The sequence below is a fragment of the Stenotrophomonas sp. GD03794 genome, assembly GCF_029842145.1.
GTDB lineage: Bacteria > Pseudomonadota > Gammaproteobacteria > Xanthomonadales > Xanthomonadaceae > Stenotrophomonas > Stenotrophomonas riyadhensis.
In genome coordinates this window covers 208,251-234,605 of sequence record NZ_JAOCFV010000001.1, presented here as the reverse complement: position 1 = coordinate 234,605, position 26,355 = coordinate 208,251, and the positions used below count along the sequence as shown (strand labels likewise).

Sequence of the window (26,355 nt, the reverse complement as noted above, 5' to 3'; positions counted from 1 at the left end):
GCATGAAGCGCGAGTTCGTAACCGCATCCATCGACAAGCTGTTGTCCCGTTTCCAGAGCAACGACTCCGGCAACGCCCCGGTGCTGCTGATGCTGGGGGGCTTCAAGTTCAGCCTCAACACCGCCGTGTTCCAGAACATCCAGCAGAGCAACGAGTATGGCTGGGCTGCGCAGGAGCGCATCGGGCAGATGGCCGCCCTGCAGTACACCGGCCCCGGCAAGGCCAGCATGACGCTGCCCGGCGTCATCCACTATCAGTTCCGGGGCGCCGGCAATGAGCTCTCGCAGCTGCGCAAGCTGGCAGCGCAGGGCAAGCCACAGCGGCTGCTGACCGGCAAGGGCGGGAACCTGGGGCTGTGGGTCATCGACAAGATCGACGCCACCGCCTCCGGTTTCACCGTCGATGCGGGAATCCAGCGGCATGAATTCACCCTCTCCCTGCGGAAGCACAGCGATGGCACGAACGTATAACACCCGCGACGGCGACGTCGTCGACCGCATCGCGTACGCGCACTATGGCGAACAATCACCGGCCATCCTGCGCGCGGTGTTCGATGCCAACCCGGGCCTGGCCGCACGCGGCGCGGTACTGCCTGCGGGCCTGGCGATCACCCTGCCGGACGTGCAGCGCCCCGCCGGCGAACGCAAGGGAGTGGCCCTGTGGGATTGAACATCGCACCGGCATTCCGCGTGGTGGCCAACAGCCAGGACATCACCGACAAGATCATGTCGCGCTTCAAATCACTGCGCATCACCGACGAGACCGATAACAGCTCGGACATGCTGGAGCTGCAGCTGGCCGACCATGATCCGTCCGATCCGATCCAGCTTCCGCCGGCAGGCGCGGAGCTGGAAGCCTTCATCGGCTATGACGGCGAAGTGCGGCGCATGGGCCTGTACATCTGCGACGAGGTGGAGATTTCCGGCTACCCGGGCAGCATGACCCTGCGCGCGCGCGCCGCACCGTTCGAGGCCAGCAAGGGCGGCAAGAACGAATTGCAGACACAGAAGACGCGCACCTGGAAGAAGGGCACGACGATCGGTGGCATGGTGCAGCGCATGGCCGCCGAACACGGACTGAGCGCCGCCGTGAGTGGATCGCTGGCATCGATCGTGCTGCCGCTGACGGTGCAGTCGCAGGAATCGGACATGAACCTGCTGCTGCGCCTGGCCAAGCAGCACGATGCCATCGCCAAGCCGGGCGGCGGCCGCCTGATGTTCGTCAAACGGGGCGACTCCACCAGTGCAAGCGGTGAGCGCATTCCCGACGTCACCCTGACCCCCGCCGATGGCAGTAGCTACAAGGTGAGCATCGTCTCACGCGAGAAAACCGGCACCACCATTGCCTACTACCGCGATGTACGCGGTGCCACGCGCCAGGAGGTGAAGTTGGGCAGCGGTGAACCGATCGTGCGCCTGCGCATGGCCTACGCCGACCGCGAAACCGCCGAAGCCGCAGCACGCGCCAAGCACCAGGAACAAGCCCGGCAGACGCGCACGCTCAGCTACACCCTGCCCGGCCGCGAGACGCTGATGGCCGAAGCCACGGTGGTGATGCGGGGCTTCCGCGACGGCGTGGATGGGCGGTGGCTGGTCAAGCGCGCCGAGCACAACATCAGCCACGAGGGCTACGTGACCAGCATCGAGTGCGAACAACCCAACAGTGCCGACGCAGTGAAGGCGGCCAGCAGCGCGCCAGCGACCGAAGGCGAGCAGGTCGGCAGCGAGGTGTAGATCCAGGTGGGGCGCGGATGCAGTTCTCCCGATCCAGTTGCTGTAACACTGCTACGACCTGCCGGCGCTACTCCGTGTATCGCACTGCGTGCACTTTGGCTTGCTCTGGCATGTAGGTGAAGCGATAGGTCATCACCACGACATGGGTACGGGACCACAGCCAGCGTCTTCTTTCGTCGCGCACAACCAGCACACCTTCAGCCGGTCGGGATATTCGCGCGGTGGGAACATCTTCGAAGGCTGACTTGACGTTCAACAGGCCCATCCGGGGCGGCAGCTGCTGTTTCACAAAGCCACTGATGTCCTGCTTCTGAGCACCCTCCGGCGGCGGCATCCTGTGAATGCTGTCCAGCATCTGCTCGGCCTTCATCTGTAACGTCACGATGGGCAGCGCGGTTCGCATGGGATCGGCTGCCGAGCCTCTGCCGGGCGCCAGCACGCCCCACAGGACCAAGGCAATGCCCAACGTCCGGAAGATCCTGCTCCCCATGTGACACTCCCTGCTGGCTTGACGGGCCCATGCGCCCAGGCACGGTATCAGATCACATACTGCGCCTGGCCGTTCCCGAACGACCAGTTCTCCTTCTTCACTTCCACCAGGTTGATGAACACGTCCTCGCGGCGGATGCCCACCGCCGCGTGCAGGCCCTCGGCGATGCCGGCGTACAGCGCCTTCTTCTGCTCCAGCGTGCGCCCTTCGTTCCAGGTGATCTGGATGCAGACGAAATCGTCGGTGCGGTCCACGCCCAGGTAGCCGGGATCGTAGATCAACGTGCCGGGCTCGTGTTCCTGGAAGATCTGGAAGCGATCATTTTCCGGCACGCCCACCACACGCATGGCCTGGTAGATGGCTTCACCGACGCGCTGCAGGTAGTCGGCGGATTTACCTTTGCGAAGATCGATGCGGGCAAGCGGCATGGCGGGGCTCCAGGGCCAGATGGGACGACAGTGAGCCGAGACTACGCCCGTCGGGAGGGGCCGCACAGCGCATGGATGGAACGTCTGCTTTCATGGATGGCACGTTTGTCTGCGCCCGCGCCGGGTGACGTGATTGCCATCTACTTGGGCTGTGTAGCGGCGCTGCTTCGTTCAGACAAGGCGCGGATTACCCCATGGATGGTGGAACCCCGTCTTGGCTGGCGTTGTTGCAACTTTCCTCAATGACTTCCGTCTTTACGCGGATCGATGATCGCCTCGCCAAGGCAGCATGCCCTGGTCGGGATTGGCGTCTCGAATAAACGAACAGGCTCACAGGATGTTGCGATCCAGATCGCAGCAAAGAGAATGCACCGACTGCCTTCTATGGCGGGCGGTGCGTGGGGATCGCAAGATCCGCCGGGCCTTTTCTCCCTGTGAGCCTTTCTGCCTTGGTACGCCAACCCGCACCGTCCGCCACCTTCACTCCGAAGGTGGCCCTACGCCAGTGAGGGTTTCGCCATGACCAAACGAGCCGCATCGTTTCCACGCCTGTACGCCTTGATTGCCGACATCGCCATCCAGGTTCCCGACGACATCGCACGCGAGATCGAGTGCGCATTGGACGAGCAGAACCTGCCCGTGCAGTCACCCGCGTTTTTCGCGTGCCTCAATGCCATCAGCAACGTCGATGGCGAGGACGGGCAGCCGTGCAGCAGTCTCACCCTTGCCGCCAGCAATCACGCGTCGCTGCGTCGCTCGATGGCAGGGCTCACCGCAGTGCTCGATCTGCTGCAGGCCGCCGAACGCACGCGCAACGAGGCCGGCCCGGATGAACAGCTGGGCGCCTTCCACACCGACGGGTTGATCGTGGCCGCGCGACAGCTGGTGCGCGAAGCCAACCATTGCCTGGAAGGTGGAACCGCCTGAGCGACTGGCCGCCACGTGGCTACAATCGCGCAGGGAATCGCAGGAGAACGCAATGGATGCCGAACACCTGGAGTACTTCAAGGCCGCACTGGAAGGCCGCGCAAGCGTGGGCTGGAACGTATGGTTCGCTGCCAACCAGCAGGCGCTGGCACAGCAGCTGAGCCGCCCTGCGCTGCTGCGCTTGAAGTTCAACACACTGGATGAAGCCGAACGCCTGCTCGCGGAGGCTGGCATCGTGCCCCGCAGTACGGCAGGCAAACGCTACGAAATGTACTGTGCCGCGTTCTCGGCAGACGTGGTGGACGCGAACGGTCGTCCGCTGCCAGCCATCTGGCGCGCGGCACACGGCGGTGCCATCGGCCTGCTGGCCGATGGCGAGCACGAAGCCGGCCAGGCCAAGCTGCTTGCGGAGTTCAGCCGCGTCCGCAAGCACGGGCTGCAGCAGGCGCACGAATGGTTGGGCGATCTGTGCTTTGAAGGCGGGATGGAACTGAGCGGCGGCAATGCCGAGGTGGGCCGTAGTCTGCTGGCGGTGGTGGTGCGGGCCGGCAGTGGCTACGACCTGTTGGATGGTGTCGCGATGATGGCCCGCGAACTGCTGGAGGATCCCGGCTGAGATGGAACCCGCCTCGGCAAGCGCCGAGGAACCACAGGCAACAAAAAAGCCCCCATTGCTGGAGGCTTTTTTCGTTCTGCAACATGGTGGGCGGTACAGGGATCGAACCTGTGACCCTTGCCGTGTGAAGGCAATGCTCTACCGCTGAGCTAACCGCCCGGTGTGTTGCTGAGCCGCTCATTATAGGGGCTTTTCAGAGGCCGTCAACACTTTTTCACATAGGTGTTCACGGGCGTTTTCCGGGGCACGCAGCCGAGCATGGCTCGGCTCTCACATCGTGTGGGTCGGCTTGTCCGAGCTGGTCAGGCCAGCCAGCAGGGTCTCGATCTTGTGGCGCACGCCCTCGCCTTCGGCGCCATCGGCCAGCTGCACGCCGATGCCGGCGGTACGGTTGCCCTGCGCACCGGCCGGGGTCACCCAGATCACCTTGCCGGCCACCGGCAGGCGTTCGCTGGAATCGGGCAGGGTCAGCAGCAGGAACACCTCGTCGCCCAGGAAGTAGCGCTTGGGCGTGGGCACGAAGATGCCGCCGTTCTTCACGAACGGCATGTACGCGCTGTACAGCGCGGCTTTGTCCTTCACGGCCAGGGACAGGATGCCCTGGCGGGCGTTGCTGGCACTCATCGATTTCCCCTTGCGGCAGGCCGCTCGTTCACCTTGTTCCAGGCCAGCAGCAACTCGACCACGGCAAGGTCTGCACGCACCGTGGTGCGCAGCAGGTCGCGGGTGCGGTTGGCCGCATCGAACCAGGCTGCAAGCTTGTGCAATCGCTCCGGCGTGGTCAAGGCATCGGTGCTGGCCTGGGCCAGCGCCAGGTCGGCCGCAAAGCGCAGGCGCAGCGCCGCGTTGTCATCACCGCACCACTTCTGCGCCAGCTCCACCGCGCCGGTCTTGCCGGCGGCCAGCTGTTCCAGTTCGCGGCCCACTTCGCGGCGCAGGCTCAGGCCATCTTCGCGCAGCCAGTTGTCGGCCTGGCCGGGATGACCACGCGCAGCCTCCAGCGCTTCGCGCGCAGATGCTTCGCTATGGCCCTGCTGCTGCAGCCAGGCCAGCGCTTCGTGCTGCGGCGGCAGCTTGAATTCCAGGCGCTGGCAACGGCTGCGGATGGTCTGCGGCAGGCGCGCCGGGTCGCTGCTGATCAGCCACAGGTAACGGCCCGGCTGCGGTTCTTCCAGCGTCTTCAGCAGCGCGTTGGCCGCCGAACGGTTGATCGCATCGGCGGGGTCCACGATCACCACCTGCGCCACGCCGTACTGCGGGGTCAGCGCCAGCTTGTCGGTGATCTCACGCACCTGCTCGATGACGATCTCGGTACGCAGCTTGTCGCCACTCTTGTTCGGAATGAAGCTGACCAGCTGCAGGTCCGGATGGGTACCGGCGGCGATCAGCTGGCGCGTGCGCGTGGCATGCGCGGCATCACCGCGCGCCAGCACGTGGTCGGCCAACGCCAACGCCACCTCGCGCTTGCCCAGCCCGGCCGGGCCGCAGATCAACAGGCCATGGCCGAGCCGGTCGGCATCGAGCGCGGCCACCGTCTGATCGAACGCGCGCTGCTGCCACGGCGAGAACGTACTCATGCGCCCTCCCCGCCCTGCAGCCAACGCTCGACGCATGCAACCACATCGGCCGCCACACGCTCCTGTACTTGGCCGGCGTCGATCAGCGCGAAGCGCTGCGGGTCCTGCTGCGCGCGGCTGCGGAACACTTCGCGCACGCGCTGGAAGAAATCATCCTGTTCGCTTTCGATGCGGTCCGGCCACAGGTCGCGGCCATTGGCGCGTGCACGGCCCACGGCCACATCCACATCCAGCAGCAGGGTCAGGCCCGGCAGCAGGCCCACCGCGCGTCGTTCCAGATCGGCAATCCACTGCGGATCGAGGCCGCGGCCACCGCCCTGGTAGGCATAGCTGGAATCGGTGAAGCGATCGCTCAGCACATAGGCGCCACGCTGCAGTGCCGGCTGGATCACCTGGCGCACATGCTGCGCACGTGCAGCGAACACCAGCAGCAGCTCGGCTTCGGCGCTGAGCGGCTCGGCGGCGATCTCGGCATCGGGTTTCAGCACCAGGCCACGGATGCGCTCGGCCAGCGGCGTACCGCCCGGCTCGCGGGTCAGCACCACCTCGTGGCCGTGGCTGCGCAGGCAGTCACGGATGGCATTGATGGCGGTGGTCTTGCCCGCGCCCTCGCCGCCTTCCAGGCTGACGAAACGCGGGTGGCGAAGCAGCGCGGGACTCATTGCGCCGGGGTCTCCTTGGTACGTTGCTGGCGCAGCTGCTGCAGGTAGCGGGCCACTGCGGCGTTGTGCTGGTCCAGGCTGGGCGAGAACACGTGCGCACCACTGCCATCGCCGACGGCAACGAAGTACAGCGCGTCGCCCGACAGCGGCTGCGCGGCGGCCATCAGCGCGTCGCGGCTGGGCATGGCGATCGGGGTCGGGGTCAGGCCGGCACGGGTATAGGTGTTGTAGGGCGTATCGGTGGTCAGGTCGCGACGGCGGATGTTGCCGTCATACGCGGCACCGATGCCGTAGATCACGGTCGGGTCGGTCTGCAGGCGCATGCCGATCTTCAGGCGGCGCATGAACACGCCGGCGATCTGCGGGCGTTCGCTGGCCAGCGCGGTTTCCTTCTCGATGATCGAGGCCATCGTCAGCAGTTCGTACGGCGTGTTGATCGGCAGGTCCGGCGCGCGGCTTTCCCACGCTTCGTCCAGCGCCTTCTCCATCGCAGCGTGGGCACGCTTGAGCACGTCCAGATCGCTGTCGCCGCGCTGGTAGACATAGGTCTCCGGCAGGAAGCGGCCTTCCGGATGCTGGCCACCGAAACCGAGACGCTGCATCAGCGCGGCGTCATCCAGGGTGTCGGTGGTGTGCAGCAGCGGCTCGGCGCGCTTGAGCGCAGCACGCAGCTGGCGGATGTTCCAGCCCTCGACGATCGTGACGCGGTGCTGCAGCACCTTGCCCGCGCGCATGCGCAGCAGCAGTTCGCGCGGGGTCAGGTCGGCGCTGAGCGCGTACTCGCCCACTTTCAGCTTGCCGGCGGCGTCGAGCTGGCGCGCCAGCAGCTGCCATTGCGCGTCCTGGCCTTCATCCACGCCGGCGTCGCGCAGCTTGCGCAGCACGCTGTTCATGCCATCGCCGCTGGCGATGACCATGCTCTCGGCGGTCGGGGTGATCGGGGCGTCGGCGAACCGGGTCTGCTGGTAGAAGAACCACGCGCCCGCGCCGGCCACGACAGCGGCCAGCACCACCACCAGCGTTACCACGAACAGACACCCGCGCTTGGCTCCCGCCATGGACTACCTCTGAACTCGATTCCGTCGTGCAGGATACCGTGCCGGTGGATTGGGGTCATGACCGGGTGGCAGATGCCCGCATCCGTGCCGACCAAGGTCGGCACCCACCAGAACCGCGGCCCCGGATGAATGAGGTTGCCGGCCAGCGGCCGGCACTACCCTTGCTGGCCGAGTGCGCGCAGCAGGCCGCGGGCTTTGGCGCGGGTCTCGTCCAGTTCCTTGTCCGGGTCCGAGTCGACCACGATGCCGGCGCCGGTGCGGAAGCTCACCTCATGCCCGTCCACTTCGGCGGTACGGATCAGGATGTTCAGGTCCAGGTCGCCATCGCGGTTCAGCCAGCCGAACGCACCGGTGTAGGCACCACGCGGCACCTGCTCCAGCTCGCTGATGATCTGCATGCAGCGCACCTTCGGGCAGCCGGTGATGGTGCCGCCGGGGAAGGTCGCGGCAATCACCTCGCCGGGCGTGACCTCCGGGCGCAGATGGCCGCTGACGTTGCTGACGATGTGATGCACGTGCGCGTAGCTCTCCACGGTCATCAGCTCATCGACCACCACGGTACCGGGCAGGCAGATGCGGCCCAGGTCGTTGCGCTCCAGGTCGATCAGCATCACGTGCTCGGCGCGCTCCTTCGGGTGACCGACCAGCTCCTGGATGCGCGCGGCATCGTCGTCGCCTTCGAAGCGTGGACGGGTACCGGCAATCGGCCGGGTCTGCGCATGACCGGCATGCACCGACACCAGCCGTTCCGGCGAGGAGCTGACCACGTGGCGGCCGTGCGCGCTGAACAACCCGGCGAACGGTGCCGGGTTGGCGCGGCGCAGCTGTGCGTACAGCGCCTGCGGGCTGACCGGTGCGGCAAACTGCGCGCTCCAGCGCCGCGACAGGTTCACCTGGAACACATCGCCGGCACGCAGGTACTCGATCACCCGGCGTACGCCGTCGGTGAAGCGCTGCGGCGCATCCTCGCCGACCGACTGCGGCGGTTGCCAGCCCAGCCCGGCTTCGGGCAGCGCGGCCGAGGCCATCGCCACCAGCGCATCCAGCAATGCCTGCTCAGCGGCTTCGGCAATGACGAAGCTGGCCTCGTTGTGGTGGTCGTGCAGCACCGCGGCCGGGCAGCGCAGCGCCAGCGCGGTCGGGCGGCCGTCCTCGCGCGCACGCGCCGGCAGCACCGGCTCGATCTGGCTGGCCACTTCGTAATCCAGCATCAACGCCCAGCCGCCGCGGAACGGCAGGCTGTGACTGCCGTCATGCGGCAGGCGTTCGTGCTGCCAGGCGCGGTCCAGCACCTGCAGGAAGCTGCCGGCGTGTACCACGTCGTGCTGGTCGCGCACCCGGCCGTCGGCATCCAGCCGCAGGCAATCGCCCTGTGCGGCCAGCAGCAGGCTCCAGCGGCCCTGGGCGGTACCCGAGGCGGTGGATTCCATCAGCAGCGGGAAGCGCGCCGGATCGTGCTGCTGCAGGGCCAGCAGATCGATCGGGTGCGGCAGCGGGTGGATCAGCGGTGCGTGGGTCATGGCGGCCAGTTCAGGGATTCAGATGCACGGAAGCCGCCTTGCGGCGGCCTCCTCGTGCGTGACGCACGTTCAGTCGAGCATGGCTCGACTCTACACAACGGCGGAGTCGAGCATGGCTCGCCGCTACAACTCGGTCAGACGCGCTTGAAGATCAGCGTGCCGTTGGTGCCGCCGAAGCCGAAGCCATTCGACATCACCACGTCGACCTTGGCCTGGCGTGCTTCGTTGGGCACGTAGTCCAGGTCGCAGCCTTCGCCCGGCTGCTGCAGGTTGATGGTCGGCGGGATCACGTTGTCCTGCAGCGCCATCACCGAGAAGATCGCTTCCACGCCGCCGGCCGCGCCCAGCAGGTGGCCGGTCATCGACTTGGTGGAGCTGACCATCATCTTGTAGGCGTGGTCGCCGAAGGCGGTCTTCATCGCCATGGTTTCGCCCAGGTCGCCCAGCGGCGTGGAGGTGCCGTGCGCGTTGAGGTAGCCCACCTGTTCCGGGGTCACGCCGGCGTCCTTCATGGCCATGACCATGCAGCGTGCGGCGCCTTCGCCGTTCTCGCTGGGTGCGGTCATGTGGTACGCGTCGGAGCTGGCGCCGAAGCCGGCCAGTTCGCAGTAGATCTTCGCGCCACGTGCCTTGGCGTGCTCGTACTCTTCCAGGATCAGGATGCCGGCACCGTCGCCCAGCACGAAGCCGTCACGGTCCTTGTCCCACGGGCGCGAGGCCTGTTCCGGGGCATCGTTGCGGGTGCTCATGGCCTTCATCGCGCAGAAGCCGCCCACGGCGGTCGGCGAAGAGCCACGTTCGGCACCACCGACCACCATCACGTCGGCATCGCCGTACTGGATCATGCGCATCGCGGTACCGATCGAATGGTTCGAGGTCGCGCATGCCGACACCGCCGAGAACGACGGGCCCTTCAGGCCGGTGATGATGCTCAGCTGGCCCGGCAGCATGTTGATGATGGTCTTGGGCACGTAGAAGGGCGAGATCTTCTTGCCCTCGTGGAACTCGATGGTCTGCTCTTCGATGCCGAGCAGGCCGCCGATGCCGGCGCCGACGATGGCGCCGATGCGCTCGGCATTGGCGTCGGTGATCTCCAGGCCCGAGTCGTGCAGGGCCATGAACGAGGCACCGAGGCCGTAATGGATGAACGGGTCCATCTTCTTGGCATCCTTGCCGCTGACCCGGAATCTGCCGAACAGTTCATTGTCGGCGGTGATGTCGAATCCCTTGACCTCACCTGCAATCTTGGTGGTGAACCGATCCAGGTAGGCATCAGAAACGTTGGTCAGCGGACCGATGCCCGAACGACCATGGGTGATGCCTTCCCAGCTGCTGGCCAGATCATTGCCCAACGGCGAGACGATACCCAGGCCGGTTACGACGACGCGACGCTTCATTGCTGTTTCTCCTGACCCGGATGATTTCTACGGGTAACTCGGTTTGCTTCGATGTGATGCCCAAACACACGGGGCCGCAACAGCGGCCCCATGGGGTGCGGTGCGCGGCGAGGATCAACCCGCACGCGCACTGCCGTCTGACATCAGGCCTTGACGTGGGCCTTGACGTAGTCGATGGCGGCCTGCACGGTGCTGATCTTCTCGGCTTCTTCGTCCGGGATCTCGCACTCGAATTCTTCTTCCAGGGCCATCACCAGCTCGACGGTGTCCAGCGAGTCAGCGCCCAGGTCATCGACGAACGATGCGCTGTTGGTGACTTCTTCTTCCTTGACGCCAAGCTGTTCGACGACGATTTTCTTGACGCGTTCTTCGATGGTGCTCATGGGATCTCGCTCCAGATGGAGTTGTGGTTCAAAAGTGGTCGCCATCAAAGGCGATGGCCGTGGGATAGTGTAGTGGAAACCGGCGCGGCCTTGCATCGCAGCAAAAAACCCGGCAGATCAACCACTTGCGGCGCAATCCCTGCGCCCCTTGCTTACGGCATGTACATGCCGCCGTTCACATGGAGGGTTTCACCGGTGATGTAACCGGCAGCCGGGCTGGCCAGGAACGCCACCGCATGGGCGATGTCTTCCGGCGAACCCAGGCGTTCGAGGGCGATGTCGTTGATCAGCGCGGCACGCGCTTCTTCCGGCAACGCCTTGGTCATGTCGGTGTCGATGAAGCCAGGTGCGACAACATTGACGGTGACACCGCGCGAACCGATTTCCTTGGCCAGCGACTTGCTGAAGCCGATGATGCCGGCCTTGGCGGCCGCGTAGTTGGCCTGGCCGGCATTGCCGGTCACGCCCACCACCGAAGCGATGTTGATGATGCGGCCCTTGCGCGCCTTCATCATGCCGCGCATCACCGCCTTGCTGGTGCGGAACACGCTGGTCAGGTTGGTGTCGATGATCGACGCCCAGTCCTCGTCCTTCATGCGCATCAGCAGGTTGTCGCGGGTGATGCCGGCGTTGTTGACCAGGATCGAGATCGGGCCGAATTCCTTGGCGATGCCGTCCAGCACGCTGTCCAGCGCAGCCACGTCGGTGACGTTCAGCGCGCGGCCGTGGCCGCCGTGGGCAGCCAGGCGCTCACCGATCGCAGCGGCGCCGGATTCGGTGGTGGCGGTGCCGATGACGGTGGCGCCCTGGGCGGCCAGCAGATCGGCGATGGCGGCACCAATGCCACGGCTGGCACCGGTGACCAGTGCGATTTCACCCTGCAGGGGCTTGCTCATGATGTTTTCCTCAGGCTGGGGCGGCCGCCGCACCCGTGCCGCGTGCAGCGGCCACCGGTACGGTCGGCAGGAACAAGGGGGATCAGGCCGACCATGCCTCGCGGGCAGCTTCAAAGTCGCCCGGAGTGGCCAGCGAACGGCCGTCGATGGCCTTGTCGATGCGCTTGACCAGGCCGGTCAGCACCTTGCCAGGGCCGCACTCGGCGATCCGGGTGACGCCACGGCCGGCCAGTGCCTGCACGCACCCGGTCCACTGCACCGGCTGGTACAGCTGCTGGACCAGCGCGGTACGGATCGCGTCGATGCCGTCATGCACCTTGGCGTCAACGTTCTGCACCACCGGCAGCTGCGGCGCCTGCCAGGCCAGGCCGGCCATCACTTCAGCCAGGCGGTTGGCGGCTTCGCGCATGAGTGGGGTGTGCGAGGGCACGCTGACGGCCAGCTTGACCGCCTTGCGCACGCCCTTCTCGGCCAGCAGTGCCAGCGCACGGTCAACCGCATCGGCGTCGCCACCGATCACGATCTGGCCCGGCGAGTTGAAGTTGGCCGGCACCACCACCTGGCTGCCTGCCGCTTCAGCGCAGACGTCCAGCACCAGCTGGTCTTCGGCGCCGAGCACGGCGGCCATGGCGCCGACACCGGCCGGTGCGGCTTCCTGCATCAGCTGGCCACGCAGACGCACCAGGTGCGCACCGTCATGCAGGCTCAGCGCGCCAGCCGCGACCAGCGCGGTGTACTCGCCCAGGCTGTGACCGGCCAGCACCGACGGGCGCGGACCGCCCACGGCGTTCCAGGCGCGCCACACGCCGATGCTTGCGGCCAGCAGGGCCGGCTGGGTGTACTCGGTACGGTTCAGCATTTCCTCCGGGCCGCCCTGGGACAGCGCCCACAGGTCGACGCCGGCACCATCGGATGCCTCGGTGAAGGCTTCACGCACCTGCGGGTGCAGTTCGGCCAGCTCGGCCACCATGCCCACAGACTGCGAGCCCTGGCCGGGGAAGACAAAAGCGAGGGTGGATACGGTCACGCGGTCATCCGCTTGTTGCAATCGAAGCGGGCCATGATAAGGGGGAACATGCCGTGTCGTCTGTACGTGCGCGTATGCACGCGTATGGTGGGTGGCCGGGCAAGCCCAACGGGGTCAGATCCCTTTTCCTGCGGAAAAGGGATCTGACACCTATCAGCCATCAGCAGAACAGCTGCAGGACGTCCAGATCGCCGTCGGCGAGGAAATCCACGCACAGGCCCACCAGCATCAGCACGCCGGTGGTGCTGGCGCCATGGGTGATGAAGATCGAATGGGCCAGCGCGCGCGCCGAACGGCCCAGCTTCATGCAGACCCGGGCGAGGCTGCGCAGGCGGCCGCTGACCGCGTGCACGTGCTCGCGTACCGGCGCCTGAACGTCGCCCATCGCCTCGGCCATCATCGCCTGCAGGTGCTCGGGGCGGTCGGCGTAGTACTTGGCCACGCCGTAGCCGAACATCAGCCAGTCGCGGGCCTGGGCTTCGGACAGATCCATCACTTCCAGCGGATCTTCCTCGAAGTCGATGAAGCCCACCTGCTGCCCATCCCAGGTGAGGTTGCGCGGCAGCGGCTGGCCGAAATAAGCGCCGCGTCCATGAGCGTCGGCAATGGCCTGCATCGCCGCCATCACCAGCCGGTCGCGACCGGCCTCATCGGCCTGGCGCAGGCAGGCATTGAACGAATTGCCGTTGTCGCCGATCACCAGCGCGGCATGGCCGGTGCCCAGCACGTCGGGCACGTTCACGCCCTGCGCCTGCAGTTCCCCCAGGCGACGGGCTTCGGTTTCGCGCGCTGCATCACCGCCGCGGTGCGGTGGCGGGCGCAGGGCATCGAGATGGAAACGGCGGGCAACAAAATTGAGCAGGCCCAGGGCAACTGCTCGGCTTCCCTTGCCGTACTGCTTCAGCCAGGCACGTTGCCCTTCGATGACGATGGGCTCAACCATGACAGGTCCTCCTTAGAACGCGTTACGGCCCCAGAGGGGCCGTAACGACAAAGCTTCACGTTGTCGTAACTTGCACTATCAATAGCGCAACAGGGCCGAACCCCACGTGAAGCCGCCACCGAAGGCTTCCAGCAGCAGCAGTTGGCCGCGCTCGACCTTGCCGGAACGCACGGCGGCATCCAGCGCCAGCGGCACCGAGCCCGACGAGGTGTTGCCGTGCTTGTCGACGGTGACCACCACCTGGTCCATCGACATGTCCAGGCGCTTGGCGGTGGCTTCGATGATGCGCAGGTTGGCCTGGTGCGGAATCAGCCAATCCAGGTCGGACTTGTCCAGGCCATTGGCGGCCAGGGTCTCGTCCACGACCGAGTCCAGCGCCTTGACGGCGTACTTGAACACGTCGTTGCCCTTCATGTTGATGGTGCCGCCACCGTTGGCGCCATCCTTGAAGCCGGTCGAGACACCGACCGGGTTCCACAACAGTTCCTTCTTGCTGCCATCGGCATGCAGGTGGGTGCTGAGGATGCCGGTTTCTTCGTCGGCCTTGAGTACGACAGCGCCGGCACCATCGCCGAACAGCACGCAGGTGGTGCGATCGTTCCAGTCGACCATGCGGGTCAGCGTTTCAGTGCCGATCACCAGCACGTGCTTGCAGTCGCCGGAACGGATGAACTTGTCGGCCACGCCCAGCGCGAACACGAAACCCGAGCAGGCGGCGTTGACGTCGAAGGCGGGGCATCCGGCCACACCGAGCTTTGCCTGGATCAGGCACGCGGTGGACGGGAAAATGAGGTCAGGCGTGGTCGTACCGACCACGATCATGTCGAGCTGCGAGGCATCGATGCCTGCGGCTTCAAGCGCGCGCAGGGCGGCGTTGTAGCCAAGGTCGCTGGTGGTTTCGCCTTCGGCCGCAATGTGCCGTTCACGAATTCCGGTGCGCGACTGGATCCACTCATCCGAGGTTTCGACCATTTTTTCCAGGTCGGCGTTGGTCAGGACTTTTTCCGGCAAATAGCTACCGGTGCCCGCGATCCTCGAGTAGATCCGCTTGCTCATCATGTTTCCTGTTGCGCGGGCCGCCGATCACCGGCACGCCCGGGAAAGAAGGCAAAGGCCGCTGCCCGGAGGCAGCGGCCTTCCCGGCACATCAATCTTCTTCGACGGCCGAGGTCTTGGTCTGGATGACCTTCTTGCCGCGGTAGAAACCATCGGCAGTGATGTGGTGACGCAGGTGCACTTCGCCGGTGGTCGGGTCGGTCGACAGCTGCTTGGCGCTCAGGGCGTCATGGGCACGACGCATGCCGCGGCGGGACGGGGTGACACGGGATTTCTGCACAGCCATGGGATTGCTCCAAACTCGGTTCGTTTTGCTTCGTCGTATCGTCGCGCAGGACGCCAGCGCCCAGCACACTTTCGCTTTCGCCGCAGCCGCCGACGACAATCCGGCTGCTATTGTTTCTTCAGTGCCGCCAACGCCGCAAACGGGTTGGCCTTCTTCGTTTCTTCTTCGCTCGGCGCCCAGTCCTTGTCGACTGCTTCGCCATCGGGCGACAGCGGTACAACCGGCACTGCCAGCACCAACTCATCCTCGACCAGGTCCAACGGACGCAGCTGGCCGTCTTCCGGCACCAGCAACGCCTCGTATTCCTCCGGCAAGGACGATTCCTCGTCCTCGTCGCGGATCAGGCCAAGCCTCTGGGTCACCTTCACCGGCAACAGGAATCGCTGCATGCTGCGCTGACAGGTCAGCGGCAACGCGGTGTCGATGGTCAGTTCCACATAGGATACCCGCAAGACGTCGTCGCGACCGAATTCAAGCGAGTAGGCACACTCGCCGTCGGTATCTGCGACCAACCCCTGCAGGCGGGTCAATTCAGCCAGGGAGACCTGACCGTCGAAGCGCCTTCGCGCTACAACCATCCGCCAGGCATCCAGCGTTTCGGGCACGTTCGCGGACATAAGCCGCTGAATACTAAGGATCGGGGCGGCGGCTGTCAAATGCCCGCCATACAGGACTTGCCGCTGGCGCTGCGGACGGGCCAGACTGCCGCGCCCTGCCCCGGTATTGTCGCATGTCACTGGTCCTGGCCTCCACCTCCCGCTACCGCCGCGAACTGCTGCAACGGCTGGGCCTGCCGTTCGACTGCGCCCGCCCGGAGGTGGATGAAACCCCGTTGAACGGCGAGGCCCCGCAGGCTCTGGCCACGCGCCTGGCTGCGGCCAAGGCCGCCGAGGTGGCTGCCCGCCATCCGGGCGCCTGGGTGATCGGCTCGGACCAGGTGGCCGACCTGAACGGGCAGTCGCTGGGCAAGCCCGGCACGGTCGAGGCCGCCCATGCTCAGCTGGCGGCGATGGCCGGGCAGACCGTGCGCTTCCATACGGCCGTCTGTCTCAGCCGCGATGGAGATTCGTTCACGGCCATCGACCTGACCGAAGTGCGCTTCCGCGCGCTGGAACGGGATGAGATCGCCCGTTATGTCGCCGCCGAACAGCCGCTGGACTGCGCTGGCAGCTTCAAATGCGAGGGCCTGGGCATCAGCCTGTTCGAAGCGATCGACAACCGCGACCCGACCGCGCTGGTCGGCCTGCCGTTGATCGCGGTGTGCGGACTGCTGCGCAAGGCAGGTTTCGCGGTGCCCTGAACTGCGGGGTGCACCACCTTGAACTGTAGAGTCGAGCCATGCTCGACTGCTTCTGCTGTAGATGGCAGGTGGCCCGGGAAAAGCAGTCGAGCATGGCTCGACTCCACAAAAGCAGGCGTCAACGAACCTCGAACGGCTGCTCCTGCCACGCCTCCACGCTGCCATCGCGGCCGTACAGGCGCAGGCCCAGCCAATGCCGCCCTGGTGCCAGCGTCGTCGTGTCCAATGAGGCATCGAAGCCGACTGCGGGATGCTGCGGGTCGGTGCTGTCCGGCCAGGTCTGGCGCACATCGAAGGCGCGTCCATAGCGCGCATCACCGATCGAGCGGCCATCCACCAGCACTTCAACCCGTGCCAGACCGACACCGTCCTTGAACGCCCAGCCCTTGACCGCGAACATGCCGGACACCGTCTCGCCATTGGCGGGTGCATCCAGCCAGGCCATCGCCGGGGTCACACACGGCCCGGTTGCCCGCTGCACCGGCAACCGGAACAGCAGGAAACGCTGGAACCCATGGTCGCTGCTGACCACCCGCGGCGCGGGCAATGGCCCCACCTGCTCGCAGATGGCGTGATAGCGCTCAAGCAGTTCGCGATAGCGCTGATCGCTGGGCGACAGGACCAACAGCATCGGCACCGTGCGCTCGCCTTCATGCAACAAGCCCCACTGCGCGAGCTGCGCGGTGCGTCCATGCTTGTCATTGAGCGGATGCGGCAACACTTCAATATTCCCGTTGCCAAGCTGGAACCCAAGTTCGGCGCCAACCTTGAAGTTGCCCGCCAGCACGCGCGTTCCCTCCGGCATCTGGCGCAACTCGTCGTGCACGGCGACCGCCAACGGCTGCCAGCCGGCGAAATTGCGCGGGTAGTACTTGCTGCCCGCCAACTCTTCGCGCAACGAAGGCGTGGACGCCATCAGGTAGTAGCCGAACGCGAGCACCATGCCTGCGCCTGCCAGCCACCAGCCGGTGCGCCGCAGCCAGCGCGGCCACCCGTTGAGCACCACCGGCACGGCCACCAGCAACGCCAGGTAGCCCGGCAGCGGCCAGTGGAAACTGATGCGCTCGACGTCGGTGAAGAAACCCAGCAGGAAGATGCCCAGCGTGGAAACGCCCCCCACCAGCCCGAAGTAGCGCCACTGCACGCGCGCGCCACCGCCGCTGCGGGTACCGGCCAGCGCCACCTTCCACATCGCCATGCACAGGATCGGGGTGACCAGCATCGGCTGGATCACCAGGAACCACAGCCCACCCCACTCGAATGTCCAGGGATGGCGCTCGACCACCTGGAACTTCAGGCCGGCATCGTGATTGTCTGCATTCCACGCCAGCAGCGGCAGCCATGCCAGCACGCCCACCGCCAGTGCCACCCACACGCGTGGATCACCCAGCATGCGCCGCCCCTGCGGCAGCGCCAGCAGCGCGATGAAGCCGACGCCGATGACACCAATGAAGCGATAGTGGCTGAGCGCACCGATCGCCAGGCCCAGCGCGAGCTTCATCGCCGACGATGCGTCGACGTTGTGCAGCAGCCGCGCGCCGGCGTGCAGACAGATCACTGCCGCCAGCGCCATCGGCACATCCGGCACTGCCAGCAGGCCCAGCGTCGCCGACAACGGCATCAGCAGCGTGAGGCTGCCCGCCTGCCATCCCGCCACATTGCCGAACCAGCGCGTGGCCGTGCGCACCACCAGCAATGGCAGCAGCGCGCCGATGGCCAGGAACGGCAGGCGCAGGGCAAGCACATGATGGCCACCGATCTCCACGCCCAGCCGTGCCAGCCATGCGGTCAGCCCGGGCAGATCCGAATACGCGGCCGCCAGGTGCTGGCCTTCCTGCCAGTAGAACGCTTCATCGACGAACAGCGGCAGGCGCGCAGCGACCACCAGCTTGGCCGCTGTGACCAGCGTCCATAACCAGAGAAATATCGTTCGTGCGCGCTGTTCGCCTTGCATTGCTCTATGGATAATCGTGTGGATTCCAGATCTGAGACGATCATGACAGCTTCGTCCCCCAATCCCAGCATGCTAACCGATCAACTGCGTCAGGCCCTGCGGGAGGCACAGGATCAGGTGAATGCACTGGTACTGGGCAAGGTGCCGGAAGTCAGGCTGGCTTTCGTCGCCCTGCTTTCCGGCGGCCATCTGCTGATCGAAGATCTGCCCGGCCTGGGCAAGACCACACTGGCGCATGCACTGGCCAGCAGCCTCGGCCTCGGCTTCCAGCGCGTGCAGTTCACCTCCGACCTGCTGCCCGCCGATGTGCTCGGCGTCTCGGTGTATGAAGCAGGCAGCCGCCAGTTCCAGTTCCACCCGGGCCCGGTGTTCACCCATGTGCTGCTGGCCGACGAGATCAACCGTGCGCCGCCACGCACGCAGAGCGCACTGCTGGAGGCGATGGCCGAACAACAGGTCACCCTGGATGGACAGACCCACGCCCTGCCCGATCCTTTCTTCGTGATCGCTACGCAGAACCCGGTGGATCTGTCCGGCACGTTCCCGCTGCCGGATTCGCAGCTGGACCGCTTCCTGCTGCGACTGGCGATGGGTTACCCCAGCGCGCAGGCCGAGCGCGAGCTGCTGCGCGGCACCGATCGCCGCGACCTGATCGCGCGTGCCGTACCGAAACTGGATGACACCCAGGTGCGTGCGCTGCGCGACGCGGTGAACCAGGTGCATGCCAGCGACGCGCTGATCGACTATGTACAGGCGCTGCTGACCCGCAGCCGCCAGCATGCCGGTGTGCGCGTGGGCCTGTCACCACGTGCGGGCCTGGCGCTGCTGCGCGCAGCCAAGGCACATGCACTGCTGCTGGGGCGCGGCCATGTGGTGCCCGAAGACGTGCAGACCCTGTTCGTGGCGGTGGCCGGTCACCGACTGGTGGCGGAAGCCGAGTCCAGCTCGGGACCGGCACTGGCACGCGCGATCCTGCAGACCGTTGCGGTCGACTGAGCGTGGCCACGCGCTGGGCACGACTGCAGCTGATGGCTCGCCCGCGCAGGCCCGAAGCGCTGCCGCAGCGGCTGGACCGCCACCGCATCTACGTACTGCCCACCCGCTTCGGCCTGTTCGTCGCCACCCTGTTGGCAGCAATGCTGCTGGGCGCGTTGAACTACAACAACAACCCGGCGCTGCTGCTGGCCCTGCTGCTGGCAGCCGCAGCGATCGCCAGTGCCATCGCCGCGCACCTGCAGCTGTCCGGCGTGCAGATCGACGCGATCGCCGCCGAACCGGTTCCAGCCGGGCAACCGCTGCGCCTGCGCGTGGACCTGTCACTGCGCGATCCCCGTGCACGTCACGGCCTGCACCTGCAACTGGGCGACAGCGAGGCCTGGACCTCGCTGCCTGCCCACGGCCGCGGCGAAGTGGAACTGCAGGTACCCAGCGAACGCCGCGGCTGGCTGGAGCTGCCGCGCATCCGCCTGTCCACCACGCAGCCACTGGGCCTGGTGCGGGCATGGTCGTGGGTCTGGCCGGAACAGCCACTGCTGGTCTATCCACTGGCCGAAGCACTGAGCCCCACGCTACCGGAGAGCGGCAGCGATCCGCTGCACACCCGCGCCCATGCCAGCGGCGAAGAGCTGCACCAGCTGCGGCCGTACCGCGCGGGCGATGCCCCGCGCAGCATTTCCTGGAAGCATTCGGCGCGCCGCGACAGCCTGCTGGTTCGCGAATATGAAAAGCCGATCGGCATCGAAGTCCTTCTGGACTGGCGCACGCTGGCGCCGCTGGGCCATGAAGCACGCATCGCGCGGTTGGCACGCTGGGTGGACATGGCCGAGCGCGAAGGCCGCCGCTACACCCTGCTGCTGCCAGCACATCCTCCTTTCGGCCCCGGCCAGGGCGCCAGCCACCACCACCTGTGCCTGCGTGCGCTGGCGTTGATGCCGCATGACTGACCCCACTCTCCTGCTCGACCGCACGACCCGCAACTGGACCCTGGCCAGCGCGGCGCTGGCGCTGTTGCCGTTGCTGCTGCAGCTGCCACCGCTGTTGGCGGGCGTGATCGCAGCCGCGGCAATCGTCACGGCGGTCCTGTCATGGCGAACGCTGTTGCCGATGCCGGTGCGCCTGCTGCTGGTGCTGGCCATGCTCGCCGCCATCATCTGGCAGATGGGCATGGTGCGCCCCGGCCGTGATACCGGCTGCGCCCTGCTGGCGGCGATGCTGGCGATCAAATCCAGCGAACTGCGCAGCCTGCGCGATGCGCGCAGCCTGCTCGGCTTCGCGCTGTTCTCGCCGTTTGCGGCCTTCCTGCTCGACCAGGGGCCGCTGACCACGGCGCTGGCTGCGCTGGCCGGGGTCAGCGCGCTGCTCGCCCTGCAACGCCTGGCCCAGGATGAAGGCCATGCCGGCCGCCTGCCACTGCGCGGGCAGCTGCGCGGGGTCGGCCGCCTGCTGGCGATCGGCCTGCCGCTGGCACTCGCCTGCTTCTGGCTGTTCCCGCGCCTGGCAACGCCGCTGTGGGGCGTTCCCGAGCGCGCCGTCGGCACACCGGGGCTGTCCGACAGCATGGAACCCGGCCAATGGCTGGACCTGATGGCCGATGACACCCCGGCGTTGCGCGTGCAGTTCTTCGGTGCCGTGCCCGAGCCGGCGCAGCGCTATTGGCGCGGGCCGGTACTGACCGCCTTCGATGGCCGGCGCTGGACGCGCGACCGGGCCAGCGCGCGACGGCCCGCGGCAGTGGTCGATGCCGGTGCGCAGGGCTGGGACTACCAGATCGACTACGAGCCCACCGACCGCCGCCAGCTGGTGGCGCTGGACCTGCCCAGCCGTGCCCCTGCGGGCAGTATGCTGGACGCGGACATGAGCCTGAGCAGTGAACGTTCGCTGGCCTCGCTCAGCCGCTGGCGACTGCATTCGGCGCCACCGCAACGCTTCGACAGCTCACTGTCGCCCTACCTGCGCCGCGCCACACTGCAGCTGCCCGCCGGCTTCAATCCACGTACGGCGACCCTGGCCCATCAGTGGCGGCAGGACGCCGGCAGCGATGACGAGGCCATCGTCCGCCGCGCGCTGCAATGGATCACCACCGATTTCTCCTACACGCTGGAAACGCCGCCGGCGGGACGCGATCCGGTCGACGAGTTCCTGTTCGGCTACAAGGCCGGCTTCTGTGAACACTTCAGCGCCGCCTTCGTGGTGCTGATGCGCAACGCCGGCATTCCGGCACGCGTGGTGACCGGCTTTGCCGGCGGCACCCGCAACCGCCTTGGCGACTACTGGGTCGTACGCCGGATGGACGCCCACGCCTGGGCCGAGGTCTGGCTGCCCCAGCGTGGCTGGGTGCGCATCGATCCCACCGCCGCCGTGGCACCGGAACGCATCCTCGACACCCTCGACGACCGCCTGCAGGCCGGCACTGACAGCCCGTTGCAGCAGCGCTGGCTGCAGCTGGGGCAGATGGGCGACTGGCTGCGCCGCGGCTGGAACGACCTGGTACTGTCCTTCGATGCACGCCGCCAGCAGCAACTGCTCAAGCCATTCGGGCTGGACGAGCTCGGGCCGGGACAGCTGGTCACCGGCTTCGTGGTCGCTGCGTTGCTGGCACTGGCGTGGATGGCCTGGCTGCTGGCCCGCGGCGAGCGCGAACGCGATCCCCTGCTGCGTGCCTGGCATGGACTGGGCCGACGCTATGCCCGCCTCGGGTGGGCGCGGCACCCCCATGAAACCGCAGGGGACTGGGCGCGTCGGGTGCACGCCCAGCACCCCGATCCCGCCCTGCTCGCGCTCAGCCAGCGTTTCGCTGATGCGCGTTACGCTGGAACTTGCACCGACCTCGCTTCATTATTGCGGGACCTGCGCAGGCATCGCCCGACTTCCGGAGCCTCCCCATGAACACCAAGTTCCTTCTTACCGCTGTGGCCACGCTGGCCCTGTCGGCCTGCGCCACGGCCCCCAAGCCGCTGCAGGGACAGTTCAGCCTGGTCTCCCCGCGCGACTCGGTCGCCACCCAGCAGGTCGGCACGCCGGTCCGTTGGGGCGGCCGCATCATCGAAACCAAGCCCGGCCAGGGCGAGACCTGCTTCCAGATCATCTCGCGCCCGCTCAATGGCAGTGGCCGCCCGAATACCACTTCATCCGACGCCAGCGACGGCCGCTTCATCGCCTGCCGTGCCGGCTTCTACGACCCGGCTGTGTTCGAGGCCGGCCGCGACGTGACCTTCATCGGCAAGATCGACGGCTACCAGAACACCCGCATCGGTGATTACGACTACCGCCTGCCGAAGCTGTCGGCCGACGTGATCTACCTGTGGCCGGAACAGCGCCAGGTTGACGTGGTGCCCTACCCCTATGGCCCGTGGGGCCCGGGTCCGTACGGCCCGTACTGGGGCGGCTACGGCCGTTGGGGCTGGTGGTGATCGCCACCGCACAGGCATGACGGAAAAGGCCGCCCTCGGGCGGCCTTTTTTCATCCAGTGGGTTCACACCGCGCGTGGATGCCGGGCGCTCAACGCCCCGGGGTACCGAAATGCCCCAGCGGCGCACCGGCCAGCAGATGCATGTGGATATGGAACACGGTCTGCCCGGCATGCTCGCGGCAGTTCATCACGATGCGGTAGCCGTCCTGAGCGAAGCCCTCGCGGCGCGCGTACTCGGCGGCAGCCAGCGCCAGCTTGCCGATCAGGTGCGCCTGCGATGGCTGCAGGTCATCCAGGGTCGGGATGATCTCGTTCTTCGGAATGAACAGCACGTGCACCGGTGCCTGCGGTGCGATGTCCTTGAAGCCCAGCACCTCGTCATCCTCGTAGACGATGGTGGCCGGGATCTCGCGACGGATGATCTTGCTGAAGAGGGTTTCGTTGCTCATGGTCGGCCTCGGCGGGAATGTCGTCCGCATTGTAGGCCGCCCGCGCCAGGCCATGCCTGGCCTTCGCTCAATCGCGGAATTCGCTGCGCGTCCCGAACGCGTGCGACAGCGTGCCGCGATCGACGTACTCCAGCTCACCGCCCAGCGGCAGGCCCTGCGCCAGGCGGCTGGGCTGCACCCTGCGTGCGCGTGCCAGCTGCGCCAGGTAGTGCGCGGTGGCTTCACCTTCGACGGTGGCGCTGGTGGCGATGATCAACTCCTGCACCTCACCTTCGGCCAGGCGCTGTTCCAGCTGTTCCAGGCCCAGTTCGCGCGGGCCGATGCCATCGAGCGGCGACAGACGCCCCTGCAACACGAAGTAGACACCGCGGAAGCCGGTGGCGTTCTCGATGGCCAGGCGGTCGGCCGGCGATTCAACCACGCACAGCTGGCTGCGTTCGCGGCTGCTGTTGGCGCAGGTCGGGCACAGCTCGGTTTCACTGAAGTCACGGCACTGCGCGCAGTGACCGATGCGTTCCACCGCCAGCGCCAGGGTTTCGGCCAGGCGCTGGCCACCTTCGCGCTCACGCTCGAGCAGGTGGTAGGCCATGCGCTGCGCGGTCTTCTGGCCTACGCCAGGCAGCACCCGTAGTGCGTCGATCAATTGTTCAAGCAGGGGTGCGGACACGGCGGCATGCTTTGATGGCGCCGAGCAGGCTCGACGGCTACGTGTAGAGTCGAGCCATGCTCGACTGGGGGGTGGAGCCGTCGAGCAAGCTCGACGCTACGGGGCGCCTGCTGCGACAGGCGCCCCGCCAGAAATCAGAACGGCAGCTTCATGCCCGGCGGCAGCTGCATGCCGGCGGTGGCCGAACCCATCTTCGACTTCGACTCGGCATCGATCTTGTTCGACGCATCGTTGAAGGCGGCGGCGATCAGGTCTTCCAGCATCTCCGGGTCGCTGGCCAGCGAGGGGTCGATGCGCACCTTGCGGCATTCCTTGGCGCCGGTCAGGGTCACGCTGACCATGCCGCCACCGGCGCTGCCGGTCACTTCGATCTTGGCGATTTCTTCCTGGGCCTTCTGCAGGTTTTCCTGCATCTTCTGGGCCTGCTGCATCAGTTGGGCGATGTTGCCGCGCATAGTGTCTTACTCGTCAAAAGAACGGATGGAATCGGAAACAACCCGGGCACCGTGCTGTTGGATCAGCACCTGCACTTCCGGATCGTCCATGAAAACAGCCTCTGCCACCTGTTGCCGCTCGCCACGCTGGCGGTCGGCACGCTGGTGCAGGGTCTCAGCCGGAACGTGTTCGATTTCCACGGTCTCGACCAGGATCTTCGGCGCCTGGCCGAGGGCCTTCTCCAGCATCTCGCCCAAGGCGGCCAGCGCGCGCTCCGAACGCAGGTATTCAAATCCGGGCGAAAGGCCCAGTTTCAAGGTCCCGTGCTGGCAGCTGATGAAAGCAGCGTTGGCGGCCAACTGCCGCGACGGGCCGCTCAGGCCGCTGTTGGCGACCAGATCGAGCCAGTCCTCGGCGCTGGCCAGATCACTGACACCTTCCAGCGGCGCGGCCTCCTGCACTGGCGCGGGTTCGACCGGCGCGATGGCGATGCCATCGGCACGGAACGGGCGCTCCAGCTCGGCAGGCGCCGCTTCGGCCGGCGCTGCTACCGGCAGGGCCGGCGGCTCGTGCCAGGGCGCAGCCATGGCGGCGTCCGGGCCGGACATCTCCGCCGCCAGCGCCTCGTCGCGGGCCGCAGCTTCGTCGGTGGCCCACGGCGGCAGGTCGTCGTTGGTCTCTGCGCTGGCGGTCGGCGGCGGCGCTTCGGCTTTTACCGGTGGCGGTGACACCGGCTCTTCCACCGGAACCGGCTCGGGCTCCGGCGTCGGGTCCGGTTCGGGTTGCGGAGCCGGCTCAGGTTCGGGTTCAGGTTCGCGCGGCGCGGCCTGCACCGGAGCGGCCACCTGCGCCACGGCGGGGCTGGCCGACGCTGCGGCAGCAGCCGGCGGCGCCTCCTGGGTACCGATTCCACTGCCACCACCGGCAACGTTGCCACCCGCAGCACCTTCCACCGACTTCGGTACCGGCGGTACCGCTGCGGCCGGACGGAATGCCAGCATGCGCAGCACGGCCATTTCAAAGCCGGCGCGCGGGCTCGGCGCCAGCGGCAGATCGCGGCGGCCATTCAAGGCCATCTGGTACCAGAGCTGCACCACTTCCGGACGCAGGCGCTCGGCGAACGCCGTCGCGTCCAGGCCTTCGGCAGCCGCTGCGGCACCCGGCACCAGCTGCTGTACCTGGATGCGATGCAGGCCTTCGGCCAGCGCTTCCAGTACGCCGCTCCAGTCCGGCGAGAATTCGGCCAGCGCAGCCACCACCTGTAACAGGCGCGGACCATCGCCCTCGGCCAGCGCATCGAGCATGGCCGACACCTGGGTGCGGTCGACGGTGCCCAGCATGGTGCGCACCACGTCCTCACGCAGCGCGCCGCCGGCATAGGCGATCGCCTGGTCCAGCAGCGACAGGCCATCGCGCAGGCTGCCGTCGGCGGCCTTGGCCAGCTGCACGATCGCGCTGCCATCGGCCTCGATCTCTTCGGCCGCCAGGATGCGGGTCATCTGGCCCTGGATCTGATCCTCGTCCAGTCGCTTGAGGTTGAACTGCAGGCAACGGCTGAGCACGGTGACCGGCAGCTTCTGCGGATCGGTGGTGGCCAGCAGGAACTTCACATGTTCCGGCGGTTCTTCCAGCGTCTTCAGCAGCGCGTTGAACGCCGCCTTGGACAGCATGTGCACTTCGTCGATCAGGTAGACCTTGTACTTGCCGCGCGAGGGCATGTACTGCGCGTTCTCGATCACCTCGCGCACGTCATCCACGCCGGTGTTGGACGCGGCGTCGATTTCCAGCAGGTCGATGTAGCGGCCGGCGTCGATGTCCAGGCAGGCCGCGCACTGACCGCATGGGTCTGCGCTGGTGCCCTGCTCGCAGTTGAGCGACTTGGCGAAGATGCGCGCGATGGTGGTCTTGCCCACGCCGCGGGTGCCGGTGAACAGGAACGCATGGTGGACCCGGCCGCTGTCCAGCGCGTTGCTGAGCGCACGGACCACGTGTTCCTGGCCCACCAGCTCGGCAAAACGCTTCGGACGCCACTTGCGGGCAAGGACGAGATAGGACATCAGGCCACCGTTTTCCATCGGATGTTCCATTGTGCCATGCCTGTCCAGCCCCCTCGCCTCCGGCACGTCCTTCGCAGGTTCCTGA

At 66.8% G+C, this 26,355-nt stretch carries 30 protein-coding genes and 1 tRNA gene; 10 read left to right on the top strand and 21 right to left on the bottom strand.

Features of this window, described 5'->3' with window-relative positions; genetic code table 11:
* Positions 1 to 2 precede the first annotated feature (2 nt).
* The 3 genes from N5D91_RS01215 to N5D91_RS01205 are packed head-to-tail and all read left to right on the top strand — an operon-like array spanning position 3 to position 1,733.
* Positions 3 to 470 (top strand): phage tail protein, encoded by a 468-nt coding sequence (locus N5D91_RS01215; RefSeq protein WP_110711312.1) that lies wholly within the window; start codon positions 3 to 5, stop codon positions 468 to 470.
* Positions 454 to 669 (top strand): tail protein X, encoded by a 216-nt coding sequence (locus tag N5D91_RS01210; RefSeq protein WP_110711310.1) that lies wholly within the window; start codon positions 454 to 456, stop codon positions 667 to 669. The genes N5D91_RS01215 and N5D91_RS01210 overlap by 17 nt, the downstream gene beginning before the upstream one ends.
* Complete coding sequence (locus N5D91_RS01205) at positions 660 to 1,733, top strand: contractile injection system protein, VgrG/Pvc8 family (RefSeq protein ID WP_110711308.1); 1,074 nt, start codon at positions 660 to 662, stop codon at positions 1,731 to 1,733. Before N5D91_RS01210 ends, N5D91_RS01205 begins: the two co-directional genes overlap by 10 nt.
* Before the next feature lie 67 nt (positions 1,734 to 1,800).
* On the opposite strand, the gene N5D91_RS01200 is transcribed toward N5D91_RS01205, so the two are convergent.
* Both N5D91_RS01200 and N5D91_RS01195 read right to left on the bottom strand, forming a co-directional pair.
* The gene (locus N5D91_RS01200) at positions 1,801 to 2,223 is read right to left on the bottom strand and encodes a hypothetical protein (RefSeq protein WP_180846513.1); all 423 of its coding nucleotides are present in this window, start codon (positions 2,221 to 2,223) and stop codon (positions 1,801 to 1,803) included.
* Positions 2,224 to 2,270: 47 nt separating this feature from the next.
* Complete coding sequence (locus tag N5D91_RS01195; RefSeq protein WP_180854064.1) at positions 2,271 to 2,651, bottom strand: tautomerase family protein; 381 nt, start codon at positions 2,649 to 2,651, stop codon at positions 2,271 to 2,273.
* A gap of 519 nt (positions 2,652 to 3,170) precedes the next feature.
* Between N5D91_RS01195 and N5D91_RS01190 the strand changes: the two genes are divergently transcribed.
* Positions 3,171 to 3,578, top strand: a complete 408-nt coding sequence (locus N5D91_RS01190; protein WP_110711303.1) for a hypothetical protein — start codon at positions 3,171 to 3,173, stop codon at positions 3,576 to 3,578.
* Between the two features lie 52 nt (positions 3,579 to 3,630).
* Complete coding sequence (locus tag N5D91_RS01185; protein WP_180854063.1) at positions 3,631 to 4,194, top strand: hypothetical protein; 564 nt, start codon at positions 3,631 to 3,633, stop codon at positions 4,192 to 4,194.
* A gap of 84 nt (positions 4,195 to 4,278) precedes the next feature.
* On the opposite strand, the gene N5D91_RS01180 is transcribed toward N5D91_RS01185, so the two are convergent.
* The 14 genes from N5D91_RS01180 to N5D91_RS01115 form a co-directional block, all read right to left on the bottom strand.
* Positions 4,279 to 4,353, bottom strand: a tRNA-Val gene (locus tag N5D91_RS01180).
* A 111-nt stretch (positions 4,354 to 4,464) separates the two neighbouring features.
* On the bottom strand, positions 4,465 to 4,818 hold the full coding sequence (locus N5D91_RS01175; RefSeq protein WP_004146965.1) for a PilZ domain-containing protein: 354 nt from the start codon (positions 4,816 to 4,818) through the stop codon (positions 4,465 to 4,467).
* The gene (locus N5D91_RS01170; protein WP_107230033.1) at positions 4,815 to 5,771 is read right to left on the bottom strand and encodes a DNA polymerase III subunit delta'; all 957 of its coding nucleotides are present in this window, start codon (positions 5,769 to 5,771) and stop codon (positions 4,815 to 4,817) included. Before N5D91_RS01170 ends, N5D91_RS01175 begins: the two co-directional genes overlap by 4 nt.
* The gene (tmk, locus tag N5D91_RS01165) at positions 5,768 to 6,433 is read right to left on the bottom strand and encodes a dTMP kinase (RefSeq protein WP_180851383.1); all 666 of its coding nucleotides are present in this window, start codon (positions 6,431 to 6,433) and stop codon (positions 5,768 to 5,770) included. The genes N5D91_RS01170 and tmk overlap by 4 nt, the downstream gene beginning before the upstream one ends.
* Complete coding sequence (gene mltG, locus N5D91_RS01160) at positions 6,430 to 7,491, bottom strand: endolytic transglycosylase MltG (protein ID WP_180854062.1); 1,062 nt, start codon at positions 7,489 to 7,491, stop codon at positions 6,430 to 6,432. The genes tmk and mltG overlap by 4 nt, the downstream gene beginning before the upstream one ends.
* A gap of 155 nt (positions 7,492 to 7,646) precedes the next feature.
* Complete coding sequence (locus tag N5D91_RS01155; protein WP_180854061.1) at positions 7,647 to 9,011, bottom strand: aminodeoxychorismate synthase component I; 1,365 nt, start codon at positions 9,009 to 9,011, stop codon at positions 7,647 to 7,649.
* Positions 9,012 to 9,145: 134 nt separating this feature from the next.
* Positions 9,146 to 10,408 carry a beta-ketoacyl-ACP synthase II gene (gene fabF, locus N5D91_RS01150; RefSeq protein WP_110711294.1) on the bottom strand — a complete coding sequence of 421 codons (1,263 nt, stop codon included), beginning with the start codon at positions 10,406 to 10,408 and terminating at the stop codon, positions 9,146 to 9,148.
* Positions 10,409 to 10,551: 143 nt separating this feature from the next.
* On the bottom strand, positions 10,552 to 10,791 hold the full coding sequence (gene acpP / locus N5D91_RS01145) for an acyl carrier protein (RefSeq protein ID WP_005408313.1): 240 nt from the start codon (positions 10,789 to 10,791) through the stop codon (positions 10,552 to 10,554).
* 152 nt (positions 10,792 to 10,943) lie between these two features.
* Positions 10,944 to 11,687, bottom strand: coding sequence for a 3-oxoacyl-ACP reductase FabG (gene fabG / locus N5D91_RS01140; protein WP_180846515.1), 744 nt, complete (start codon positions 11,685 to 11,687; stop codon positions 10,944 to 10,946).
* Positions 11,688 to 11,769: 82 nt separating this feature from the next.
* Positions 11,770 to 12,714, bottom strand: coding sequence for an ACP S-malonyltransferase (gene fabD, locus N5D91_RS01135; protein WP_032127764.1), 945 nt, complete (start codon positions 12,712 to 12,714; stop codon positions 11,770 to 11,772).
* A 160-nt stretch (positions 12,715 to 12,874) separates the two neighbouring features.
* Positions 12,875 to 13,657: a serine/threonine protein phosphatase gene (locus tag N5D91_RS01130; RefSeq protein ID WP_180854060.1), complete on the bottom strand. Its 783-nt coding sequence runs from the start codon at positions 13,655 to 13,657 to the stop codon at positions 12,875 to 12,877.
* A 78-nt stretch (positions 13,658 to 13,735) separates the two neighbouring features.
* On the bottom strand, positions 13,736 to 14,713 hold the full coding sequence (locus N5D91_RS01125; RefSeq protein WP_049434317.1) for a beta-ketoacyl-ACP synthase III: 978 nt from the start codon (positions 14,711 to 14,713) through the stop codon (positions 13,736 to 13,738).
* Between the two features lie 91 nt (positions 14,714 to 14,804).
* Positions 14,805 to 14,999 (bottom strand): 50S ribosomal protein L32, encoded by a 195-nt coding sequence (gene rpmF, locus N5D91_RS01120; RefSeq protein WP_004154640.1) that lies wholly within the window; start codon positions 14,997 to 14,999, stop codon positions 14,805 to 14,807.
* A gap of 107 nt (positions 15,000 to 15,106) precedes the next feature.
* A complete protein-coding gene (locus tag N5D91_RS01115; RefSeq protein ID WP_094001990.1) occupies positions 15,107 to 15,616 on the bottom strand; it encodes a YceD family protein in 510 nt (169 codons plus the stop codon).
* Between the two features lie 113 nt (positions 15,617 to 15,729).
* Here N5D91_RS01115 and N5D91_RS01110 point away from each other — a divergent pair, with 113 nt between their 5' ends.
* Positions 15,730 to 16,299, top strand: a complete 570-nt coding sequence (locus N5D91_RS01110; RefSeq protein WP_110711288.1) for a Maf family nucleotide pyrophosphatase — start codon at positions 15,730 to 15,732, stop codon at positions 16,297 to 16,299.
* A gap of 118 nt (positions 16,300 to 16,417) precedes the next feature.
* On the opposite strand, the gene N5D91_RS01105 is transcribed toward N5D91_RS01110, so the two are convergent.
* On the bottom strand, positions 16,418 to 18,253 hold the full coding sequence (locus tag N5D91_RS01105; RefSeq protein ID WP_164160984.1) for a glycosyltransferase family 39 protein: 1,836 nt from the start codon (positions 18,251 to 18,253) through the stop codon (positions 16,418 to 16,420).
* A gap of 42 nt (positions 18,254 to 18,295) precedes the next feature.
* Between N5D91_RS01105 and N5D91_RS01100 the strand changes: the two genes are divergently transcribed.
* The 4 genes from N5D91_RS01100 to N5D91_RS01085 are packed head-to-tail and all read left to right on the top strand — an operon-like array spanning position 18,296 to position 22,662.
* Complete coding sequence (locus N5D91_RS01100; protein WP_153856512.1) at positions 18,296 to 19,249, top strand: MoxR family ATPase; 954 nt, start codon at positions 18,296 to 18,298, stop codon at positions 19,247 to 19,249.
* Positions 19,250 to 19,281: 32 nt separating this feature from the next.
* A complete protein-coding gene (locus tag N5D91_RS01095; RefSeq protein ID WP_180854128.1) occupies positions 19,282 to 20,196 on the top strand; it encodes a DUF58 domain-containing protein in 915 nt (304 codons plus the stop codon).
* Positions 20,189 to 22,138, top strand: a complete 1,950-nt coding sequence (locus N5D91_RS01090; RefSeq protein ID WP_180854059.1) for a DUF3488 and transglutaminase-like domain-containing protein — start codon at positions 20,189 to 20,191, stop codon at positions 22,136 to 22,138. Before N5D91_RS01095 ends, N5D91_RS01090 begins: the two co-directional genes overlap by 8 nt.
* On the top strand, positions 22,135 to 22,662 hold the full coding sequence (locus tag N5D91_RS01085; protein ID WP_088024728.1) for a Slp family lipoprotein: 528 nt from the start codon (positions 22,135 to 22,137) through the stop codon (positions 22,660 to 22,662). The genes N5D91_RS01090 and N5D91_RS01085 overlap by 4 nt, the downstream gene beginning before the upstream one ends.
* An 89-nt stretch (positions 22,663 to 22,751) precedes the next feature.
* Here the strand turns inward: N5D91_RS01085 and N5D91_RS01080 are convergent, their stop codons facing one another.
* The 4 genes from N5D91_RS01080 to dnaX all read right to left on the bottom strand — a co-directional run bounded on the left by N5D91_RS01080 (position 22,752) and on the right by dnaX (position 26,288).
* Positions 22,752 to 23,111 (bottom strand): histidine triad nucleotide-binding protein, encoded by a 360-nt coding sequence (locus N5D91_RS01080; protein WP_014036181.1) that lies wholly within the window; start codon positions 23,109 to 23,111, stop codon positions 22,752 to 22,754.
* A 67-nt stretch (positions 23,112 to 23,178) separates the two neighbouring features.
* Positions 23,179 to 23,778: a recombination mediator RecR gene (gene recR, locus N5D91_RS01075; RefSeq protein WP_110711279.1), complete on the bottom strand. Its 600-nt coding sequence runs from the start codon at positions 23,776 to 23,778 to the stop codon at positions 23,179 to 23,181.
* Positions 23,779 to 23,912: 134 nt separating this feature from the next.
* A complete protein-coding gene (locus tag N5D91_RS01070; RefSeq protein WP_004154630.1) occupies positions 23,913 to 24,233 on the bottom strand; it encodes a YbaB/EbfC family nucleoid-associated protein in 321 nt (106 codons plus the stop codon).
* Between the two features lie 6 nt (positions 24,234 to 24,239).
* Positions 24,240 to 26,288 (bottom strand): DNA polymerase III subunit gamma/tau, encoded by a 2,049-nt coding sequence (dnaX, locus tag N5D91_RS01065; RefSeq protein WP_180854058.1) that lies wholly within the window; start codon positions 26,286 to 26,288, stop codon positions 24,240 to 24,242.
* Positions 26,289 to 26,355 lie beyond the last annotated feature (67 nt).

Bases quoted from the DNA above. Each gene is read 5' to 3' on its own strand.
- N5D91_RS01215 (WP_110711312.1), top strand. From the start codon at position 3: ATGAAGCGCGAGTTCGTAACCGCATCCATCGACAAGCTGTTGTCCCGT.
- N5D91_RS01210 (WP_110711310.1), top strand. From the start codon at position 454: ATGGCACGAACGTATAACACCCGCGACGGCGACGTCGTCGACCGCATC.
- N5D91_RS01200 (WP_180846513.1), bottom strand. From the start codon at position 2,223: ATGGGGAGCAGGATCTTCCGGACGTTGGGCATTGCCTTGGTCCTGTGG.
- N5D91_RS01195 (WP_180854064.1), bottom strand. From the start codon at position 2,651: ATGCCGCTTGCCCGCATCGATCTTCGCAAAGGTAAATCCGCCGACTAC.
- N5D91_RS01190 (WP_110711303.1), top strand. From the start codon at position 3,171: ATGACCAAACGAGCCGCATCGTTTCCACGCCTGTACGCCTTGATTGCC.
- N5D91_RS01185 (WP_180854063.1), top strand. From the start codon at position 3,631: ATGGATGCCGAACACCTGGAGTACTTCAAGGCCGCACTGGAAGGCCGC.
- N5D91_RS01175 (WP_004146965.1), bottom strand. From the start codon at position 4,818: ATGAGTGCCAGCAACGCCCGCCAGGGCATCCTGTCCCTGGCCGTGAAG.
- N5D91_RS01170 (WP_107230033.1), bottom strand. From the start codon at position 5,771: ATGAGTACGTTCTCGCCGTGGCAGCAGCGCGCGTTCGATCAGACGGTG.
- tmk (WP_180851383.1), bottom strand. From the start codon at position 6,433: ATGAGTCCCGCGCTGCTTCGCCACCCGCGTTTCGTCAGCCTGGAAGGC.
- mltG (WP_180854062.1), bottom strand. From the start codon at position 7,491: ATGGCGGGAGCCAAGCGCGGGTGTCTGTTCGTGGTAACGCTGGTGGTG.
- N5D91_RS01155 (WP_180854061.1), bottom strand. From the start codon at position 9,011: ATGACCCACGCACCGCTGATCCACCCGCTGCCGCACCCGATCGATCTG.
- fabF (WP_110711294.1), bottom strand. From the start codon at position 10,408: ATGAAGCGTCGCGTCGTCGTAACCGGCCTGGGTATCGTCTCGCCGTTG.
- acpP (WP_005408313.1), bottom strand. From the start codon at position 10,791: ATGAGCACCATCGAAGAACGCGTCAAGAAAATCGTCGTCGAACAGCTT.
- fabG (WP_180846515.1), bottom strand. From the start codon at position 11,687: ATGAGCAAGCCCCTGCAGGGTGAAATCGCACTGGTCACCGGTGCCAGC.
- N5D91_RS01130 (WP_180854060.1), bottom strand. From the start codon at position 13,657: ATGGTTGAGCCCATCGTCATCGAAGGGCAACGTGCCTGGCTGAAGCAG.
- N5D91_RS01125 (WP_049434317.1), bottom strand. From the start codon at position 14,713: ATGAGCAAGCGGATCTACTCGAGGATCGCGGGCACCGGTAGCTATTTG.
- rpmF (WP_004154640.1), bottom strand. From the start codon at position 14,999: ATGGCTGTGCAGAAATCCCGTGTCACCCCGTCCCGCCGCGGCATGCGT.
- N5D91_RS01115 (WP_094001990.1), bottom strand. From the start codon at position 15,616: ATGTCCGCGAACGTGCCCGAAACGCTGGATGCCTGGCGGATGGTTGTA.
- N5D91_RS01110 (WP_110711288.1), top strand. From the start codon at position 15,730: ATGTCACTGGTCCTGGCCTCCACCTCCCGCTACCGCCGCGAACTGCTG.
- N5D91_RS01105 (WP_164160984.1), bottom strand. From the start codon at position 18,253: ATGCAAGGCGAACAGCGCGCACGAACGATATTTCTCTGGTTATGGACG.
- N5D91_RS01100 (WP_153856512.1), top strand. From the start codon at position 18,296: ATGACAGCTTCGTCCCCCAATCCCAGCATGCTAACCGATCAACTGCGT.
- N5D91_RS01095 (WP_180854128.1), top strand. From the start codon at position 19,282: ATGGCTCGCCCGCGCAGGCCCGAAGCGCTGCCGCAGCGGCTGGACCGC.
- N5D91_RS01090 (WP_180854059.1), top strand. From the start codon at position 20,189: ATGACTGACCCCACTCTCCTGCTCGACCGCACGACCCGCAACTGGACC.
- N5D91_RS01085 (WP_088024728.1), top strand. From the start codon at position 22,135: ATGAACACCAAGTTCCTTCTTACCGCTGTGGCCACGCTGGCCCTGTCG.
- N5D91_RS01080 (WP_014036181.1), bottom strand. From the start codon at position 23,111: ATGAGCAACGAAACCCTCTTCAGCAAGATCATCCGTCGCGAGATCCCG.
- N5D91_RS01070 (WP_004154630.1), bottom strand. From the start codon at position 24,233: ATGCGCGGCAACATCGCCCAACTGATGCAGCAGGCCCAGAAGATGCAG.
- dnaX (WP_180854058.1), bottom strand. From the start codon at position 26,288: ATGGAAAACGGTGGCCTGATGTCCTATCTCGTCCTTGCCCGCAAGTGG.